Annotated in this window: 16 protein-coding genes; 8 read left to right on the top strand and 8 right to left on the bottom strand. The window is 57.8% G+C overall.

The genetic code is table 11. From position 1 onward, the window contains the following. The first annotated feature begins 101 nt into the window (after positions 1 to 101). Entirely contained in the window at positions 102 to 2,975 is a 2,874-nt protein-coding gene (gene gcvP / locus ACOTX1_RS06875; protein WP_032667305.1) for an aminomethyl-transferring glycine dehydrogenase, read from the top strand. Between the two features lie 70 nt (positions 2,976 to 3,045). Next, positions 3,046 to 3,789: an SDR family oxidoreductase gene (locus ACOTX1_RS06870; protein WP_023314801.1), complete on the top strand. Its 744-nt coding sequence runs from the start codon at positions 3,046 to 3,048 to the stop codon at positions 3,787 to 3,789. A 2-nt stretch (positions 3,790 to 3,791) separates the two neighbouring features. Here ACOTX1_RS06870 and ACOTX1_RS06865 read toward each other — a convergent pair whose 3' ends face one another. From ACOTX1_RS06865 to ACOTX1_RS06840, 6 genes are all read right to left on the bottom strand, one after another. Next, positions 3,792 to 4,292 carry a protein disulfide oxidoreductase gene (locus ACOTX1_RS06865; RefSeq protein WP_032634255.1) on the bottom strand — a complete coding sequence of 167 codons (501 nt, stop codon included), beginning with the start codon at positions 4,290 to 4,292 and terminating at the stop codon, positions 3,792 to 3,794. Further along, the gene (locus ACOTX1_RS06860) at positions 4,282 to 4,884 is read right to left on the bottom strand and encodes a DsbA family protein (protein ID WP_023314800.1); all 603 of its coding nucleotides are present in this window, start codon (positions 4,882 to 4,884) and stop codon (positions 4,282 to 4,284) included. The genes ACOTX1_RS06865 and ACOTX1_RS06860 overlap by 11 nt, the downstream gene beginning before the upstream one ends. Before the next feature lies 1 nt (position 4,885). Further along, a complete protein-coding gene (locus ACOTX1_RS06855; RefSeq protein ID WP_023314799.1) occupies positions 4,886 to 6,895 on the bottom strand; it encodes a protein-disulfide reductase DsbD family protein in 2,010 nt (669 codons plus the stop codon). 48 nt (positions 6,896 to 6,943) lie between these two features. Beyond that, entirely contained in the window at positions 6,944 to 7,303 is a 360-nt protein-coding gene (locus tag ACOTX1_RS06850; protein ID WP_003863427.1) for a hypothetical protein, read from the bottom strand. A gap of 124 nt (positions 7,304 to 7,427) precedes the next feature. Further along, complete coding sequence (bglA, locus tag ACOTX1_RS06845; RefSeq protein ID WP_003863430.1) at positions 7,428 to 8,861, bottom strand: 6-phospho-beta-glucosidase BglA; 1,434 nt, start codon at positions 8,859 to 8,861, stop codon at positions 7,428 to 7,430. A gap of 116 nt (positions 8,862 to 8,977) precedes the next feature. After that, positions 8,978 to 9,709 (bottom strand): MurR/RpiR family transcriptional regulator, encoded by a 732-nt coding sequence (locus tag ACOTX1_RS06840; RefSeq protein ID WP_023314798.1) that lies wholly within the window; start codon positions 9,707 to 9,709, stop codon positions 8,978 to 8,980. Between the two features lie 266 nt (positions 9,710 to 9,975). On the opposite strand from ACOTX1_RS06840, the gene trhA reads away from it, so the two are divergent. Next, complete coding sequence (gene trhA, locus ACOTX1_RS06835) at positions 9,976 to 10,635, top strand: PAQR family membrane homeostasis protein TrhA (RefSeq protein WP_023314797.1); 660 nt, start codon at positions 9,976 to 9,978, stop codon at positions 10,633 to 10,635. A gap of 85 nt (positions 10,636 to 10,720) precedes the next feature. On the opposite strand, the gene ygfZ is transcribed toward trhA, so the two are convergent. Further along, positions 10,721 to 11,701 carry a tRNA-modifying protein YgfZ gene (gene ygfZ, locus ACOTX1_RS06830; RefSeq protein WP_023314796.1) on the bottom strand — a complete coding sequence of 327 codons (981 nt, stop codon included), beginning with the start codon at positions 11,699 to 11,701 and terminating at the stop codon, positions 10,721 to 10,723. Positions 11,702 to 11,995: 294 nt separating this feature from the next. On the opposite strand from ygfZ, the gene sdhE reads away from it, so the two are divergent. Then, positions 11,996 to 12,262 (top strand): FAD assembly factor SdhE, encoded by a 267-nt coding sequence (gene sdhE / locus ACOTX1_RS06825; RefSeq protein WP_003863437.1) that lies wholly within the window; start codon positions 11,996 to 11,998, stop codon positions 12,260 to 12,262. Then, positions 12,243 to 12,653, top strand: a complete 411-nt coding sequence (locus tag ACOTX1_RS06820; RefSeq protein WP_022649305.1) for a protein YgfX — start codon at positions 12,243 to 12,245, stop codon at positions 12,651 to 12,653. The genes sdhE and ACOTX1_RS06820 overlap by 20 nt, the downstream gene beginning before the upstream one ends. A 1-nt stretch (position 12,654) precedes the next feature. Here ACOTX1_RS06820 and fldB read toward each other — a convergent pair whose 3' ends face one another. Next, positions 12,655 to 13,176: a flavodoxin FldB gene (gene fldB / locus ACOTX1_RS06815; RefSeq protein WP_023314795.1), complete on the bottom strand. Its 522-nt coding sequence runs from the start codon at positions 13,174 to 13,176 to the stop codon at positions 12,655 to 12,657. Between the two features lie 101 nt (positions 13,177 to 13,277). Between fldB and xerD the strand changes: the two genes are divergently transcribed. Genes xerD through recJ form a run of 3 tightly spaced genes read left to right on the top strand, consistent with a single transcriptional unit; the run spans position 13,278 to position 16,655 of the window. Next, positions 13,278 to 14,174 (top strand): site-specific tyrosine recombinase XerD, encoded by an 897-nt coding sequence (gene xerD, locus ACOTX1_RS06810; protein WP_023314794.1) that lies wholly within the window; start codon positions 13,278 to 13,280, stop codon positions 14,172 to 14,174. A 28-nt stretch (positions 14,175 to 14,202) separates the two neighbouring features. Continuing rightward, complete coding sequence (dsbC, locus tag ACOTX1_RS06805; RefSeq protein ID WP_003863443.1) at positions 14,203 to 14,916, top strand: bifunctional protein-disulfide isomerase/oxidoreductase DsbC; 714 nt, start codon at positions 14,203 to 14,205, stop codon at positions 14,914 to 14,916. A 5-nt stretch (positions 14,917 to 14,921) separates the two neighbouring features. Further along, positions 14,922 to 16,655: a single-stranded-DNA-specific exonuclease RecJ gene (gene recJ, locus ACOTX1_RS06800; protein ID WP_023314793.1), complete on the top strand. Its 1,734-nt coding sequence runs from the start codon at positions 14,922 to 14,924 to the stop codon at positions 16,653 to 16,655. Positions 16,656 to 16,691: the final 36 nt, after the last annotated feature.

Genomic DNA, 16,691 nt, shown 5'->3' with positions numbered 1-16,691 from the left:
GTGGGGTGGGTGGCGCCCCCCAGACGATACCCTCACCCCAGCCCTCTCCCTTAGGGAGAGGGAGAAAACACATTCACTGCACGTTTCAGGAACCATCGCTCATGACACAGACTTTAAGCCAGCTTGAAAACCGTGGCGCCTTCATTGAACGTCACATTGGGCCGGATGCTCAGCAAAGGCAGGAGATGCTGAAGACAGTTGGCGCGGATTCATTAAACGCACTGATCGGCCAGATCGTGCCAAAGGACATCCAGCTTGCCACGCCGCCGCAGGTAGGCGAGTCCACGACGGAGTTCGCCGCGCTGGCGGAGCTTAAGGCCATCGCCGGCCTTAACAAGCGCTATAAGTCTTACATTGGCATGGGCTACACCAACGTGCAGTTACCGCCGGTGATCCTGCGTAACATGCTGGAAAACCCGGGCTGGTACACCGCTTATACCCCGTATCAGCCAGAAGTCTCCCAGGGCCGTCTGGAAGCGCTGCTGAACTTCCAGCAGGTGACGCTGGATCTGACCGGTATGGATATCGCCTCTGCCTCGCTGCTGGATGAAGCCACCGCCGCCGCCGAAGCGATGGCGATGGCGAAGCGCGTGAGCAAACTGAAAAACGCCAACCGTTTCTTCGTCGCGGCGGACGTGCATCCCCAGACGCTGGACGTGGTGCGCACCCGTGCGGAAACCTTCGGCTTTGAGGTGATTGTCGACGACGCTGAAAAAGTGCTGGATCACCAGGACGTCTTCGGCGTGCTGTTGCAGCAGGTGGGCACCACCGGGGAAGTACACGACTACGGCGCACTGATCGCCGAGCTGAAATCCCGTAAGATTATTGTTAGCGTCGCCGCTGATTTTATGGCGCTGGTGCTGCTGACGGCGCCAGGTAAACAGGGCGCGGATATTGTTTTCGGCTCAGCCCAGCGTTTCGGCGTGCCGATGGGCTACGGCGGCCCGCACGCGGCGTTCTTTGGCGCGAAAGATGAATTTAAACGCTCCATGCCAGGCCGTATTATCGGCGTATCGAAAGATGCCGCCGGTAACACCGCGCTGCGCATGGCGATGCAGACCCGCGAGCAGCATATCCGCCGCGAGAAAGCGAACTCCAACATCTGTACCTCGCAGGTACTGCTGGCTAACATTGCCAGCCTGTACGCGGTGTTCCACGGTCCGGCTGGCCTGAAGCGCATTGCCAGCCGCATCCACCGTCTGGCCGATATCCTGGCCTGCGGTCTGCAACAGAAAGGTCTCAGACTGCGTCATGAACACTATTTCGACACCCTGTGCGTCGAGGTGGCAGACAAAGCGGCCGTGCTGGCGCGCGCCGAGGCAGCGCAAATCAACCTGCGCAGCGACATTCACAATGCAGTCGGCATTACGCTGGACGAAAGCACCACCCGTGACGATATCCTGACCCTGTTCAACGTATTGCTGGGTGACGCACACGGTCTGGATGTTGATACGCTCGACAAAGAGGTTGCGCTCGACAGCCGCTCCATTCAGGAAAGCATGCTGCGCGACGACGCGATCCTGACTCACCCGGTGTTCAACCGCTATCACAGCGAAACCGAGATGATGCGTTACATGCACTCTCTGGAACGTAAAGATCTGGCGCTGAACCAGGCGATGATCCCGCTGGGCTCCTGCACCATGAAGCTGAACGCCGCGGCTGAGATGATCCCAATTACCTGGCCTGAATTCTCTGAGCTGCACCCGTTCTGCCCGGCTGAGCAGGCGGAAGGTTATCACATGATGATCAACCAGCTCTCCGACTGGCTGGTGAAGCTGACCGGTTATGACGCGCTCTGCATGCAGCCGAACTCCGGCGCGCAGGGTGAATATGCAGGCCTGCTGGCAATCCGTCACTATCACGAAAGCCGCAACGAAGGCCATCGCGATATCTGCCTGATCCCAAGCTCCGCCCACGGTACCAACCCGGCTTCTGCCCAGATGGCAGGAATGGAAGTGGTGGTTGTGGCGTGCGACAAAAACGGCAACATCGATCTGGCCGACCTGCGCGCCAAAGCCGAGCAGGCGGGCGACAAACTCTCCTGCATCATGGTGACCTACCCATCCACCCACGGCGTGTACGAAGAGACCATCCGTGAAGTGTGTGAAGTGGTGCATCAGTTCGGCGGCCAGGTTTACCTCGACGGCGCAAACATGAACGCCCAGGTGGGCATCACCTCTCCGGGCTTTATTGGCGCGGACGTGTCGCACCTGAACCTGCATAAAACGTTCTGCATTCCGCACGGCGGTGGCGGCCCGGGCATGGGTCCTATCGGCGTGAAGGCGCACCTGGCGCCGTTTGTCCCAGGCCACAGCGTGGTGCAGATTGAAGGCATGCTGACCCGTCAGGGCGCGGTCTCCGCGGCACCGTTCGGCAGCGCCTCTATCCTGCCAATCAGCTGGATGTACATCCGCATGATGGGCGCGGAAGGGCTGAAGCAGGCCAGCCAGGTAGCGATCCTTAACGCCAACTACATCGCAACGCGTCTGAAGGACGCCTATCCGGTGCTCTATACCGGCCGCGACGGTCGCGTGGCGCACGAATGCATCCTCGATATTCGTCCTCTGAAAGAAGAGACGGGCATCAGCGAGCTGGATATTGCCAAGCGCCTGATCGACTACGGCTTCCACGCGCCAACCATGTCCTTCCCGGTTGCGGGAACGCTGATGGTTGAGCCGACCGAGTCTGAAAGCAAGGTGGAGCTGGATCGCTTTATCGACGCCATGCTGGCGATCCGCAGCGAAATCGACCGCGTGAAAGGCGGGGAGTGGACGCTGGAAGATAACCCGCTGGTTAACGCGCCGCATACCCAGAACGAACTGGTGGCAGAGTGGAACCACGGTTATACCCGCGAGCTGGCTGTCTTCCCGGCAGGTGTGGCAAACAAATACTGGCCAACCGTGAAACGTCTTGATGATGTTTACGGCGACCGTAACCTGTTCTGCTCCTGCGTACCGATGAGCGAATACCAGTAACGTTGTTCCTGTAGTAACGTAGGCCGGGTAAAGCGAAGCCGCTACCCGGCTTTTTTATTGGGAGAAAAGAATGGCAATTGCACTGGTCACCGGCGCCAGCCGGGGTATTGGTAAAGCCACCGCGCTACAGCTGGCAAGCGAAGGCTACACCGTTGCGGTGAATTTTCATCACAACATCAAAGCCGCGACAGAGGTCATTAATCAGATCGTGGACGCGGGCGGTAAAGCCTTTGCCGTGCGCGCGGACATCAGCGATGAGGCGCAGGTGATGGCGATGTTCGCCAGCCTCGATCGCGAAGGTGAGCCGCTCGCCGCACTGGTGAACAACGCCGGAATTTTGTTTGAACAGTCCACCATTGAAAACCTCTCCGCTGAACGTATTAACCGCGTGCTGGCTACCAACGTCACCGGCTATTTTCTCTGCTGCCGTGAAGCGGTGAAGCGCATGTCGCATAAACACGGCGGCAAGGGCGGCGCGATTGTGAATGTCTCCTCGGCGGCATCACGGCTGGGCGCGCCGGGGGAATATGTGGATTATGCCGCCTCCAAAGGGGCGGTGGATTCCCTGACTACCGGCCTCGCGCTGGAGGTGGCGGCACATGGCATTCGCGTTAACTGCGTGCGGCCAGGCCTGATTTATACCGATATTCACGCCTCCGGCGGCGAGCCGGGGCGTGTGGATCGGGTGAAGTCGATGTTACCGATGCAGCGTGGCGGTCAGCCGGAGGAGGTCGCCCAGGCCATTGCCTGGCTGCTGAGCGACAAAGCCTCCTATGTTACTGGTAGCTTCCTGGAGCTGGCTGGCGGGAAGTAACGCTACGACGCCAGCCACAGCCGCAGGCGCATTCCCCAGCCGCTGGTCCAGCCGGTGGTGATCGACTTCACCTCACCGTGAGAGATCACCACCAGCGTTGGCGTCACCTTAACGTCCCACTCACGCGCCAGTTCTCCGCTGGCGTCGTTGACCGTGGGCATCATCGCCTTCTTCTTCCTCATCCATGTTTCGAGCGTCGCGTTATCGCCCGAGCGCAGCGCAACCGACATCACGTTACCCCCGTCCGCGGCAAGCGCCGCCACCGACGGCGTGGTGTAGCGGCAAACGCCGCACCATGTCGCCCAGACGTAGACCAGCAGCGGTCGCTCCTTACTCATGGCGATAAGATCGACGGGCTGACCGTCGAGGGTGTGCAGTGCCGTCGCGGAGAAATTCTGCGGCAGCGCGGGCTGGCGGAAATAGTCCACCGCCAGGCTCACGGCTACGCCAATCAGCAGCCACACGCCCAGCTCGCGCAGCAGGCGCGGAAGCTTACTTGCCACGGGCGTTTGCCAGCTGTTCTTTGACCAGCCCCTCCAGGTCGTCATACGGAATGGCGCCCGCCACCATCTGGTCGCCGATAATGGTCGCCGGGGTACCCTGAATATTCAGCACCTGCGCCAGGATGAGGTTCATCTTTAGGCTGTCCATGGTTTTATCATCCGTTTTAATGCTGTCCGTTCCGGTCTTGACCTTTGCGGCGGCGATGCTGGCGTCATCGTGATAGCCCTTTTTCATCATCAACCGCTGGTGCAGCGCCCAGAATTTATCCGGCGCCTGCTGCCACGTCGAGAGCGCCGCTTTCGCGGCATTTACCGAGCTTTGTCCCTTAAACGGCAGTAGTTTGACGATGAGCTGCACGTCGGGATTTTCCTGCACGATTTTCTCCAGCATTGGGTCGAACTGCTTGCAATACGGGCAGTTGTAGTCCGTGAAGGAGACGATGGTCAGCTTCGGCGATGCCGCGCCGGTTCGCGGGCTGTTGGGGTCGTTAAACAACAGTTTTGCCAGCTGGTCGCTGGAAGCGTCATCTGACGGTGCGGCGAAACCGAACGTTGATAACGACAGCAGAAGTAAGGCTATTAAGGCTCTCATGTTATTTTCCTTTTGCATCGGACAGGGTGCTCAGCACCGCTTCGCGGCTTAACAACGCAGGCAGCACGTGGCCCTGCGGTAATCCCGGTCCGTAGATCTGGTTAAACGGCACGGCGGCGCTGCCGCGCGTGGTTAAGAACTGGCTGATGGTATCTGAGGGGCGGCTCCAGTCGCCGCGCAGGGCGACAACGTCCGGGGCGGAGAGCGCATCCTGCACGTCGTCGCGCAGCAGCACGTTGTATTTATTGGCTTTACAGGTCACGCACCAGTCGGCGGTCACGTCGACGAACACCCGTTTGTTCTCCGCCAGCGCGCGGGCAATGGCCTGCTCGCTGAGCGGTTGCCAGTGGATACGATCGCGGCGGGAACCCTCGCCGCCGGAGCCGGATACAAACGCGACTGCTCCGGCCACCACTACAGCTAATACCCCGGCGCGCAGTGCCGTTTGCCAGCGGTAGCGCCAGGCGGTGACCAGCAGCAGCGTAAGGATCAGGAGCACGCCCAGCGTGATGACGGGCAGGCTGCCAATGTGCACCGTCAGCAGGCTCAGCAGCCACAGCGATGAGCCGAGCATCATCATCCCCAGCACTACGCGTACGACGTTCATCCAGCGTCCCGGACGCGGCAAGCGCTGGGCCAGCCCCGGCCAGACCGCCACCAGCAGCCACGGCAGGCTCATGCCGATACCCATCGCCAGGAAGATCCCCCACAGCAGGGGAAGCGGCGCCGCCAGCGCGACCGAGACCGCCGTACCCAGGAACGGCGCGGTGCAGGGCGTTGCAAGCAGCGTGGCAAACGCGCCTTGCCAGAAATGACCCGCAAGCCCGTTACCGCCGCGCGTGGCGAGGAAGGTGCTGGCGACGGAAGGGAGACGGATTTCAAACAACCCCAGCAGGCTGGCGCTGAAAAGCACCATCACCATCGCCATCGCACCAATAAACCACGGGTTCTGGAACTGGATCCCCCAGCCGAGTGCCTGATTGCCTAAGCGTAAAACCGTCATCATCAGCGCCAGCGCGAGGAACGAGATCACGATCCCGGCTACCGACGCAAGAAACTGTCGGCGTACCTGACCCCGCGCCTGCCGTTCGGTTTGCATCAGCGTGCCCAGCTTCATGGCCAGCACGGGCAGTACGCAGGGCATGACGTTAAGGATCAGACCGCCCGCCAGCGCCATCAGCAGCACCCAGCCTAACGAGAGCGTCGGCGCGGCGTTCCCCGGCTGAATGCTCAGGCTGGACTCCTGCGCCTGCCCGCTATCGGCCAGAACCAGCGACAGGGTTTTGCCGCTGAGGTTGGGCGCGGCCTCGCCCCAGCTGTCCGTCACGGGCACGGTGGCGACCAGCGAATCACCGCGCACGGTGAGGGCCGGTTTGCCGAAATCAACATCATCCATACCGTCGATAAACAGGGACGGCGCCTGCCAGCCTGCGTCACGCTGCGCCGTTACGGTCAGCTTGCCGGGGGCATAGGTGGCGTTAAGCGTTGAGGTCAACCCGCCGCTGAGCGGAAGGGTGCCCATGGCCCGACTGAAATCGTAATCAAAACCGGCGCCTGCGGATGCGGTCATGTTCAGTGAAAACGGGTAGTCGGTAAGAATACAGACGTTGCTACAGGTGGAGAGCGTAAGCACGCCGCTCAGGATCTTCGGGACGTCGCCCCGCAGGGTGATGGGAAAGCTGACATCGCCGTGATAGCCCTGCGTGGTGATACCCGCGACGTCGAAACGCTGCGGCACAGGCCAGCGCCATTTCGCCTCGACGGGCTGATGCCATTTAATCGCGGGTGCGACGCCCCCTTCGCCCGGCGAGCGCCAGTAGGTTTTCCAGCCTTTTTGCAGGGCGACGTCCAGCAGCAGGCGGGTTTCGCCAGTGCTTTCGGGTTGCGCACGCAGCCTGACGCTGGCGTGCTGATTATCGGCGGCGCGCAGCCAGCCGCTGTCGGCAGCCTGGCTGAGGGGCAGCCATAGCCAAAGCAGGCAGACCAGCAGTCGCCTGAATACAGTAAACATAAATTATCTCCGTAAATGATGAATTAACCTGAAGTAACAGGCGAAGACTCATTCACGGAAGACGCATAATCGCAGATGCACCCTTAACCGGGGCGGGGAGATAACGCGGGGAGGCCACTGCCGTTCGCGGCGCGGCGGGCTGGCTGCCAGCAACGCCAGCAGCAGGGTGACGGCAATCAGGGCGCCTTCAAACAAAACAGGCGGGACCGACATCAGCGACTTGGCGCTAAGCTCACACGGGGTTACCGGTGCGTCGGTACTCTCCTGCCCCTGCTGGACAGACTGGCTCGTGGCGGTGACGTTCATGACAAGCGCGTGCATCCCGGCCATCCGCTGGGCGGTGCATATCAGCACCACCAGGCAGGCCAGGGCTACAAGCAGGATAGCGTTGCGTTGTCGCTTGATCATGTTCGCCTCAAATATTCAGGACGCCTATATTATCGGGCGAACATATTTTGGCAACGCAAAAGCTGTAAAGAAGTGTCTGGAAGATAAGCGGTTTGCCCTCTCCGCTTGCAGAGAGGGCGAGCCATTACAGCGTTTCGCCGTTGCTGGCAATGACGGTTTTATACCACTCAAAGCTCTTCTTACGGGAGCGGGACATGTCACCGGTACCGTCGTCGTGCTTGTTGACGTAGATAAAGCCGTAGCGCTTGCTGTACTGGCCGGTGGTGAAGGAGACGCAGTCAATGCAGCCCCACGGGGTATAGCCCATCAGATCCACGCCGTCCCAGGTCACGGCCTTCATCATCTCTTCCACGTGGGCGCGCAGGTAGTCGATGCGGTAGTCATCGTTGATGCTGCCGTCCTCTTCCACTTTGTCGTAGGCGCCAAAACCATTTTCGACGATAAACAGCGGCTTCTGATAACGTTCGTACAGTTCACAAAGCGAATAGCGCAGGCCTACCGGATCAATCTGCCAGCCCCAGTCGGACGCCTTGACGTGTGGGTTCGGCACGCTGCCCTCGAAGCCGGAAATGGCGTCACCGGTGCCGCCTTCCGCTTTGACCGCGTTGGTCATGTAGTAGCTGAAACCTAAGTAGTCGCAGGTGCCCTCACGCAGGATCTGCTCGTCGCCCGCTTCCATCCTGATGGAGAACCCACGGCGCTCCCACTCGTTCAGCACGTAAGACGGGTAATAGCCGCGCAGCTGCACGTCGGTAAAGACGTAGCGCTCGCGCATGGATTCCTGAGCAAACATGACGTCCTCTGGCTTGCAGGAGTAAGGATAGAGCGCCACCATCGCCAGCATGCAGCCGACTTTCATCTCCGGGTTAATGCGGCGTGCGGCTTTCACCGCCAGCGCGCTGGCCACGAACTGGTGGTGCAGCACCTGGTACATGGTCTCTTCCGGGTTGTCGTGCTCGGTATAGACCACGCCAGAGCAGCAGTAGCCGAACAGCGGCGCACGCCAGTTGCGCTGGTTGTTGATTTCGTTGAAGGTCATCCAGTATTTGACCTTATTTTTGTAGCGCTCAAATACCACTTCCGAGAAGCGCACAAAGAAATCGACCACTTTACGGTTGGTCCATCCGCCATATTCCTGAACGAGATGCAGCGGCATTTCAAAGTGGGAGAGGGTGATCACCGGCTCGATGTTGTACTTCAGCAGTTCATCGAACATGTCGTCGTAAAACTTCAGCCCCTCTTCGTTTGGCTGAGTTTCGTCGCCTTTCGGGAAGATGCGCGTCCAGGCGATGGAGGTACGGAAACATTTGAAGCCCATCTCGGCAAACAGCTTAATGTCTTCTTTGTAATGGCCATAGAAGTCGACGGCTTCGTGGTTCGGGTAATATTTGCCTTCAATCACTTCCTGCGTGATTTCACGCGGAACGCCGTGTGCGCCGCCGGTGAGCACGTCGCAGATGCTTGGCCCTTTGCCGCCTTTGTTCCAGCCGCCTTCAACCTGGTGCGCCGCCACCGCGCCGCCCCATAAAAAATCTTTCGGTAAGGTGAGTTTTTTCATCTTTGCTATTCTCAATTCAGGACTTATTGATTTCGAGTCTAGCAAAGCGGAATTAAATGTCACGATATAACAATTTGTGAAAATTGTAATTTGTCACATCAAAAAAACAGGATGTTTTATTCTGTTAATTTCTTCGCCAGTTTTCGGCCTAATGATTCCAGAATATAGATGACGGGAATTTGCGTGGTGATATCGTAAACGCCGCCAATACGCGTTTGCGGGACATGCCAGGAGAGGTTAAAGTCCGCCAGCTTTGCGAGACGAGAATGTTCATGGCTGGTGACGGAGAGCACCTTGCAGTGGTGCAGGCTGAACTGGCTGGCGAAGCGCAGGATCTCCTCGGTTTCGCCGGAGACGGAGAGTACAATGGCCAGCGCATTTTTAGCCATGTCGTTAGTGACCGGGAAATAAGGATCGTCGATATGGTTACTGAATTTGCCGATATTTGAAAAGAAACGTGCGCCATATTTTGCCAGCGATCCGGAGGTGCCCGCACCGACAAAAATAATTCGTTCAGATGATAAAATAATATCGACGGCTTTATCTAATAGCGCATCAAACTCTTCGTTATTTACGCTTTTAAAGAAGCTGATAATTTCACTGGCACCAAAATTCGCCTGCTGCGGCTCGTTCTGCTCCAGATAGAGTTTAAAGCGCACCCGAAATTCCGAGTAACCATCGCAGTTGAGCTTGCGGCAGAAGCGCAGGATAGTGGTAGTGGAGACCCCAGCCGCATCCGCCAGCTCGCGGATGGTCATGTACATCACTTTATCGCGGTTCTTAATGACATAGTTGTAGACCATCATTTCCAGATTGTTGAGGCTGGCAATGGCGGAATGGCTGAACATACTCACAATGGCTAAACTCGCTGTCGGACACTATTCCTGAAGCATACCATGATGACGAAGGGCGGGAGACGGATTTATCTCCTTGATTACTCAGGTGTTAATAAAATCATTTACAGCTGTGCGGTGGATTGCTTTTGCATTGTACTGATTTATAAGAATAAATCTTGATTATGGATTTATTTTAGCTAACAGGTGTTCACTGGAATCATTCTCAGTTAGCATAGACTGGCGATGAATAATCATCTTTTGTTTTCCCGGAGTTAAGTATGGTGAGCAGACCATTAATCGCACAGGGATATTCGCTGGCTGAGGAAGTAGCCAACAGTATAAGCCATGGCATTGGCCTGGTTTTTGGGATTGTCGGCTTAGTGTTATTGCTGGTACAGGCAGTGGATACCAACGCCAGCGCGATGGCCATTACCAGCTACAGCCTGTATGGCGGGAGTATGATCCTGCTTTTCCTTGCCTCAACGCTGTATCACTCGATTCCGCATCAACGGGCGAAGATATGGCTCAAGAAATTTGACCACTGCGCTATCTATCTTCTTATTGCGGGTACCTATACGCCGTTTTTGCTGGTGGGGCTCAACTCACCGCTGTCGCGTGGCCTGATGATTGTGATCTGGAGCCTGGCGCTGCTGGGGATCCTGTTTAAGCTGACCATTGCGCACCGGTTTAAAGTGTTGTCGCTGGTTACCTATCTGACAATGGGCTGGCTGTCGCTGATTGTGGTGTATCAGTTAGCCATTAAGCTGGCGGTGGGGGGCGTGACGCTTCTGGCGGTGGGCGGTGTGGTCTACTCGCTGGGCGTGATTTTCTACGTCTGCAAGCGTATTCCGTACAACCATGCCATCTGGCACGGCTTTGTGCTGGGCGGCAGCGTGTGCCACTTCCTGGCAATTTATCTGTATGTTGGGCAGGTGTAGTTTTTTTGTAAGGTGCGGTCTGATGCCCTCACCCCGACCCTCTCCCACAGGGAGAGGGTGAATATCAACACCGGGCGATACAGCATCAATCTTCCAGTGAATACGGCAGCGGCTCAATGCTGAGCGTGTTTGCATCATCACGCACGCGGAACACGCTGTCGGGCTCCATATCATTATTCATGACAACCTGCACCAGCAGGCGGCCATCATCGAGCTGGACGGCGGCTAACACGGTGCCGGTACGGCGCCAGTTTTCGCCCATCTTCATTTCAAGATCTTCACCCGCTTCCGGCACACGGCTGGCGTGACCAGCCAGCGTCCACAGGGCGCGTTTGTTCGCGCCGCGGAATTTCGCACGCGCCACCATTTCCTGACCGGTGTAGCAGCCCTTCTTAAAGCTGATACCACCCAGCGCCTGGATGTTTGTCGCCTGCGGGATAAACTGCGCGCTGTTTGCCGCGTCAATGACCGGCAGGCCCGCTTCGATGTTCAGCGCCAGCCACTGCTGGCTGTTGTTGAGCTGTGCCTCACCGCGCAGGGCGTCAGTGACGCGTTCCGCCGTTGCTTCGTCGGTTACCAGCAGGAAGCGCTCCGTCGGGTGCTCGAACCACAGAATGGAGGTCGCTCCCTCGCTGACCACCTGTTTTTCAGCATCCGGTAGCTCGGCAAACAGGTTTTTCAGCGCTGCACGCGCCTGGAAACCCGCGACCCCCAGCAGAACGTGTTCATCGTCCGGGGCGATGGTGACTTTAGAAAAGACCGCGTATTTTTTTAGCTCTTTAAGCTGGGCGTCACGCAGGCTGCGGCGCTCAATAAAGGCGAATCCGTCCTGACGGCGGAACAGACGCAGGTTGCTCCACATTTTGCCTTTTGGATCGCAATGCGCGGCCAGCAGATGCTGGTGCTCAGTCAACTGCGCCACGTCCGCCGTGACCTGGCCTTGCAGGTATTTTTCGCTGTCCGCACCGGTCAGTGTCGCCAGTGCCCAGTCATCAAGAGTAATCAGCGTCAGCGGTAGACGCGCAGAGGCGGCGGGCTGGCGAGGAGAAAATGGTGTAAATGCCATAGTGATGTCCTGAATTGCTTAACGCTTTGATAATACCTAATGGTAAAAGAGACTGTATTCAATGCAAGCGCTTTCAGCAGGCCATTCGTGCCATTACGCGGTTATGCGTGGCGCTACGCAAAATAGTGTAATCCGCTGTCTTTATAAGGATTATTCAGGGAGCCTGCTCGAGGTTCGCAATATTCCAGTAAAGAAACGGTCAAAAACACGTTACACTAGCAGGTGTTCCCGGAGAGCAATAATGAATACCAAACGGGATACCGACTGTGCCAAACGTAATGCAGGAAACAGAACATGGATATTAACAACAAGGCCCGTATTCACTGGGCGTGCCGTCGCGGCATGCGTGAACTTGATATCTCCATCATGCCTTTCTTCGAGTATGAGTACGACAGCTTAAGCGATGACGATAAGCGCCTGTTTGTCCGTCTGCTTGAGTCTGACGATCCGGATTTATTCAACTGGCTGATGAATCACGGCAAGCCCGCCGACACCGAGTTGCAACGGATGGTGCAATTAATTCAAACACGGAATCAGGAACGTGGTCCTGTGGCAATCTGATCTTCGCGTCTCGTGGCGCTCACAGTGGATGTCCTTACTGCTCCACGGTCTGGTCGCGGCAATGGTGTTATTGGTGCCGTGGCCGCTAAGCTATACCCCTCTGTGGCTGCTTTTGCTGTCGTTTGTAGTGTTTGATAGCGTGCGCAGCCAGCGTCGAATCAACGCCCGTCAGGGTGAAATTAAGCTGCTGATGGATTCTCGCCTGCGCTGGCAGGGAAAAGAGTGGGAAATGATAGGGACGCCGTGGATGCTCAATACCGGGATGATGCTACGGCTGCGTCGGGTCGAGGACAACCGTCGCCAGCACCTGTGGCTGGCCGCAGACAGTATGGATCCCGCGGAGTGGCGGGATCTGCGCCGGCTAATCGTGCAACAGCCGACGCAGGAATAAATCAGCTAAACTGCTCGGCCATCTCACCCAGAATTTGTTCGCACCAGGTCTGGAGGCGCTCGTCGCTGAGATCGTACTGGTTGGTTTCATCCAGCGCGAGCCCGACAAACAGCAGGCCGTCGGCAATGACGGGTTTTGGGCTGGTGAACTCATAGCCTTCCGTAGGCCAGTAGCCGATAAACGTCGCGCCCTTTGGCGCCAGTTTGTCATGCAGCATGCCGAGCGCGTCGAGGAACCACTCCCCGTAGCCCAGCTGGTCGCCCATGCCGTACATCGCAATGATTTTGCCTTCAAAATTGACTGAATCGAGCTGATCCCAGATGGCTTCCCAGTCTTCCTGAATCTCACCAAAGTCCCAGGTAGGGATACCCAGAATCAGCACATCGTACTGCTCCATCAAGGCAACCGCGTCATCTTTCAGGTTATGCAACGTCACCAGTTCCGGGCCAATGATGTCACGAATTTTCTCCGCCGCCATTTCGGTGTAGCAGGTGCTGGAACCATAGAACAGACCAATATTCATCGCGTAACTATCTCAATTCTTGCTATGACTTTGCGCGTAGTGTACCAGAAACCGATGGCAATCAGGCATAATGGCCAGATTGCAGAACCAAAGGGGCTGATGTGGAAAAGGATCTCGCACTCATCGAACAGTTTCTCGACGCGCTGTGGCTGGAGAAAAACCTCGCTGAAAATACGCTCAGCGCCTATCGTCGGGATCTCACGCTGCTGGTCGAGTGGCTGGCGCATCGGGGGCTGACGCTTGAAAGCGCGCAAAGCGATGACCTGCAAGGGTTGCTGGCTGAGCGGATGGAAGGGGGGTACAAAGCCACCAGCTCCGCGCGTCTGCTGAGCGCCATGCGCCGCCTGTTCCAGCACCTGTACCGCGAGAAGATCCGCGCGGATGACCCCAGCGCACTGCTGGCATCGCCTAAACTGCCTCAGCGGCTGCCAAAAGATCTCAGCGAAGCACAAGTTGAGAGATTATTACAGTCGCCCGCAGTTGACCTTCCGCTGGAGTTACGCGATAAAGCCATGCTTGAACTATTGTACGCCACGGGCTTGCGCGTTTCCGAGCTGGTGAGCCTGACGATGAGCGATATCAGCCTGCGTCAGGGCGTGGTGCGCGTTATCGGTAAAGGGAACAAAGAACGGCTGGTGCCGCTGGGTGAAGAGGCGGTCTACTGGCTGGAGACGTATCTGGAACACGGGCGTCCGTGGCTGCTGAACGGCGTCTCCATAGATGTATTGTTCCCGAGCCAGCGCGCGCAGCAGATGACGCGACAAACGTTCTGGCATCGCATTAAACATTACGCCACACTGGCGGGTATTGACAGTGAGAAGCTGTCGCCGCACGTTTTGCGTCACGCCTTCGCGACGCATCTGTTAAACCACGGCGCTGATTTACGCGTGGTGCAGATGTTGCTTGGACACAGCGATCTTTCAACGACGCAAATATACACCCATGTCGCGACGGAACGCCTGCGGCAGCTACACCAACAGCACCACCCTCGCGCGTGAGTGCCGACGAATTGTTACAGGAACATATATGAAAAAGTCTTTAGCGCTGTTCACCCTGCTGGCAGCTTCGGTTTCCGGTTTTGCCCATGCGGATGATGCCGCCATTAAACAGTCTCTGACGAAACTCGGCGTCGCCAGCAGCGAGATCCAGCCAGCGCCGGTGGCTGGCATGAAAACGGTGCTGACCAACAGCGGCGTGCTGTACGTGACCGAAGACGGTAAGCACATCATTCAGGGACCCATGTACGACGTGAGCGGCGCGCAGCCGGTGAACGTCACCAACCAGCTGCTGATGAAAAACCTGAACGCGCTCGAAAAAGAGATGATTGTCTACAAAGCGGCGCAGGAAAAGCACGTTATTACCGTCTTCACCGACATCACCTGCGGCTACTGCCACAAGCTGCATGAAGAGATGAAAGACTACAACGCGCTGGGCATTACCGTGCGTTACCTGGCTTTCCCACGCGCTGGCGTGCAGAGCCAGCCTGAGCAGGATATGAAAGCGATCTGGTGTGCGAAAGACCGCAACAAGGCCTTTGATGACGCGATGAACGGCAAAGGCGTGAAGCCCGCGTCCTGCGATATCGACATCGCTAACCATTACGCGCTGGGCGTACAGTTTGGCGTGAGCGGTACGCCAGCCATTGTGCTGAGTAACGGCTATGTGGTGCCGGGCTACCAGGGGCCAAAAGAGATGAAAGCGTTCCTCGACGAGCACCAGAAACAGATGGGTGGTAAATAATTCGCGTGAAAGCCCCGATAAAACTGCGCCGCCGCGATGCGGGTGAAACCGCGGATTTACCAGACACGCTTCCGCTGCTGCTAAAGCGGCTGTACGCCAGCCGTGGCGTGCGTACGGCAAGCGATCTTGAGCGCAGCGTCAAAGGCATGCTGCCCTGGCAAGCGCTGAGTGGCATCGAACAAGCGACTGAAATGCTCTACAACGCGTTCCGGGAAGGCACGCGGATTGTCGTGGTGGGCGATTTCGATGCCGACGGCGCAACCAGTACCGCGCTGAGCGTGCTCAGCCTGCGTGCGCTGGGCTGCGATAACGTGGCTTACCTGGTGCCGAACCGGTTTGAAGACGGCTACGGCCTCAGCCCGGAAGTGGTCGATCAGGCCCATGCCCGTGGCGCACAGATGATCATGACCGTGGATAACGGGATCTCTTCTCATGCGGGGGTCGATCATGCCCATGCGCTGGGGATCCCGGTACTGGTCACCGATCACCACCTGCCAGGCGAAACCCTGCCTGCCGCCGAAGCCATCATTAACCCGAACCTGCGCGACTGCGATTTCCCGTCGAAATCGCTGGCCGGAGTAGGGGTGGCGTTTTATCTGATGCTGGCGTTACGCACGTTGCTGCGTGATAAGGGCTGGTTCGAATCGCGCGGGATTGCCGTGCCGAACCTCGCGGAGTATCTCGATCTGGTGGCGCTTGGAACCGTTGCGGACGTGGTGCCGCTCGATACCAATAACCGTATTCTCACCTGGCAGGGCTTAAGCCGCATTCGGGCAGGTAAATGCCGTCCGGGGATTAAGGCGCTGCTGGAAATTGCCAACCGCGATCCGCTGAAGCTCGCGGCAAGCGATTTAGGCTTTGCCCTCGGCCCGCGCCTGAACGCGGCGGGGCGGCTGGACGATATGTCGGTTGGCGTCGCGCTGCTGCTGTGTGACAACATCGGCGAAGCGCGCGTGCTGGCCAGTGAGCTGGACGCACTCAACCAGACCCGTAAAGAGATTGAGCAGGGGATGCAGGCCGAAGCACTGACCCTGTGCGAAAAGCTGGAGCGCAGCGGTGACACCCTGCCGGGCGGGCTGGCGATGTATCACCCCGAATGGCACCAGGGCGTGGTGGGCATTCTGGCGTCGCGTATTAAAGAGCGTTTCCACCGCCCGGTGATCGCGTTCGCCCCCGCCGGGGACGGCACGCTGAAAGGCTCCGGTCGTTCCATTCAGGGGCTGCATATGCGCGATGCGCTGGAGCGTCTGGATACGCTGCATCCGAACCTGATGATTAAGTTCGGCGGTCACGCGATGGCGGCAGGCCTGTCGCTGGAAGAGGCGAAGTTCGACGAGTTCCAGCGTCTGTTTGGCGAACTGGTCACCGAGTGGATCGATCCGGCTCTGTTGCAGGGTGAAGTGGTTTCTGACGGTGAGCTTTCACCGGCTGAAATGACCATGGAGGTGGCGCAGATGCTGCGCGATGCCGGCCCGTGGGGGCAGATGTTTCCGGAGCCGCTTTTCGACGGACGTTTTCGTTTGTTGCAACAGCGCATCGTGGGCGAACGCCATCTCAAAGTGATGGTGGAACCGGTCGGCGGCGGACCGCTGCTCGACGGCATCGCCTTTAACGTTGATACCTCCATCTGGCCGGACAACGGCGTGCGCGAGGTTGAGCTGGCCTATAAGCTGGATATTAACGAGTTCCGTGGTAACCGCTCCCTTCAGCTCATCATCGACAATATCTGGCCAATTTAGCGTCAGTAATCTCTATAAAAAAGGGCGTGGATTCGG

Source organism: Enterobacter cloacae complex sp. IR5401, assembly GCF_049238425.1.
Taxonomy (GTDB): domain Bacteria; phylum Pseudomonadota; class Gammaproteobacteria; order Enterobacterales; family Enterobacteriaceae; genus Enterobacter; species Enterobacter hormaechei_C.
The sequence above is the reverse complement of the archived record's forward strand: the minus strand, read 5'-3'. Positions and strand labels throughout refer to the sequence as shown.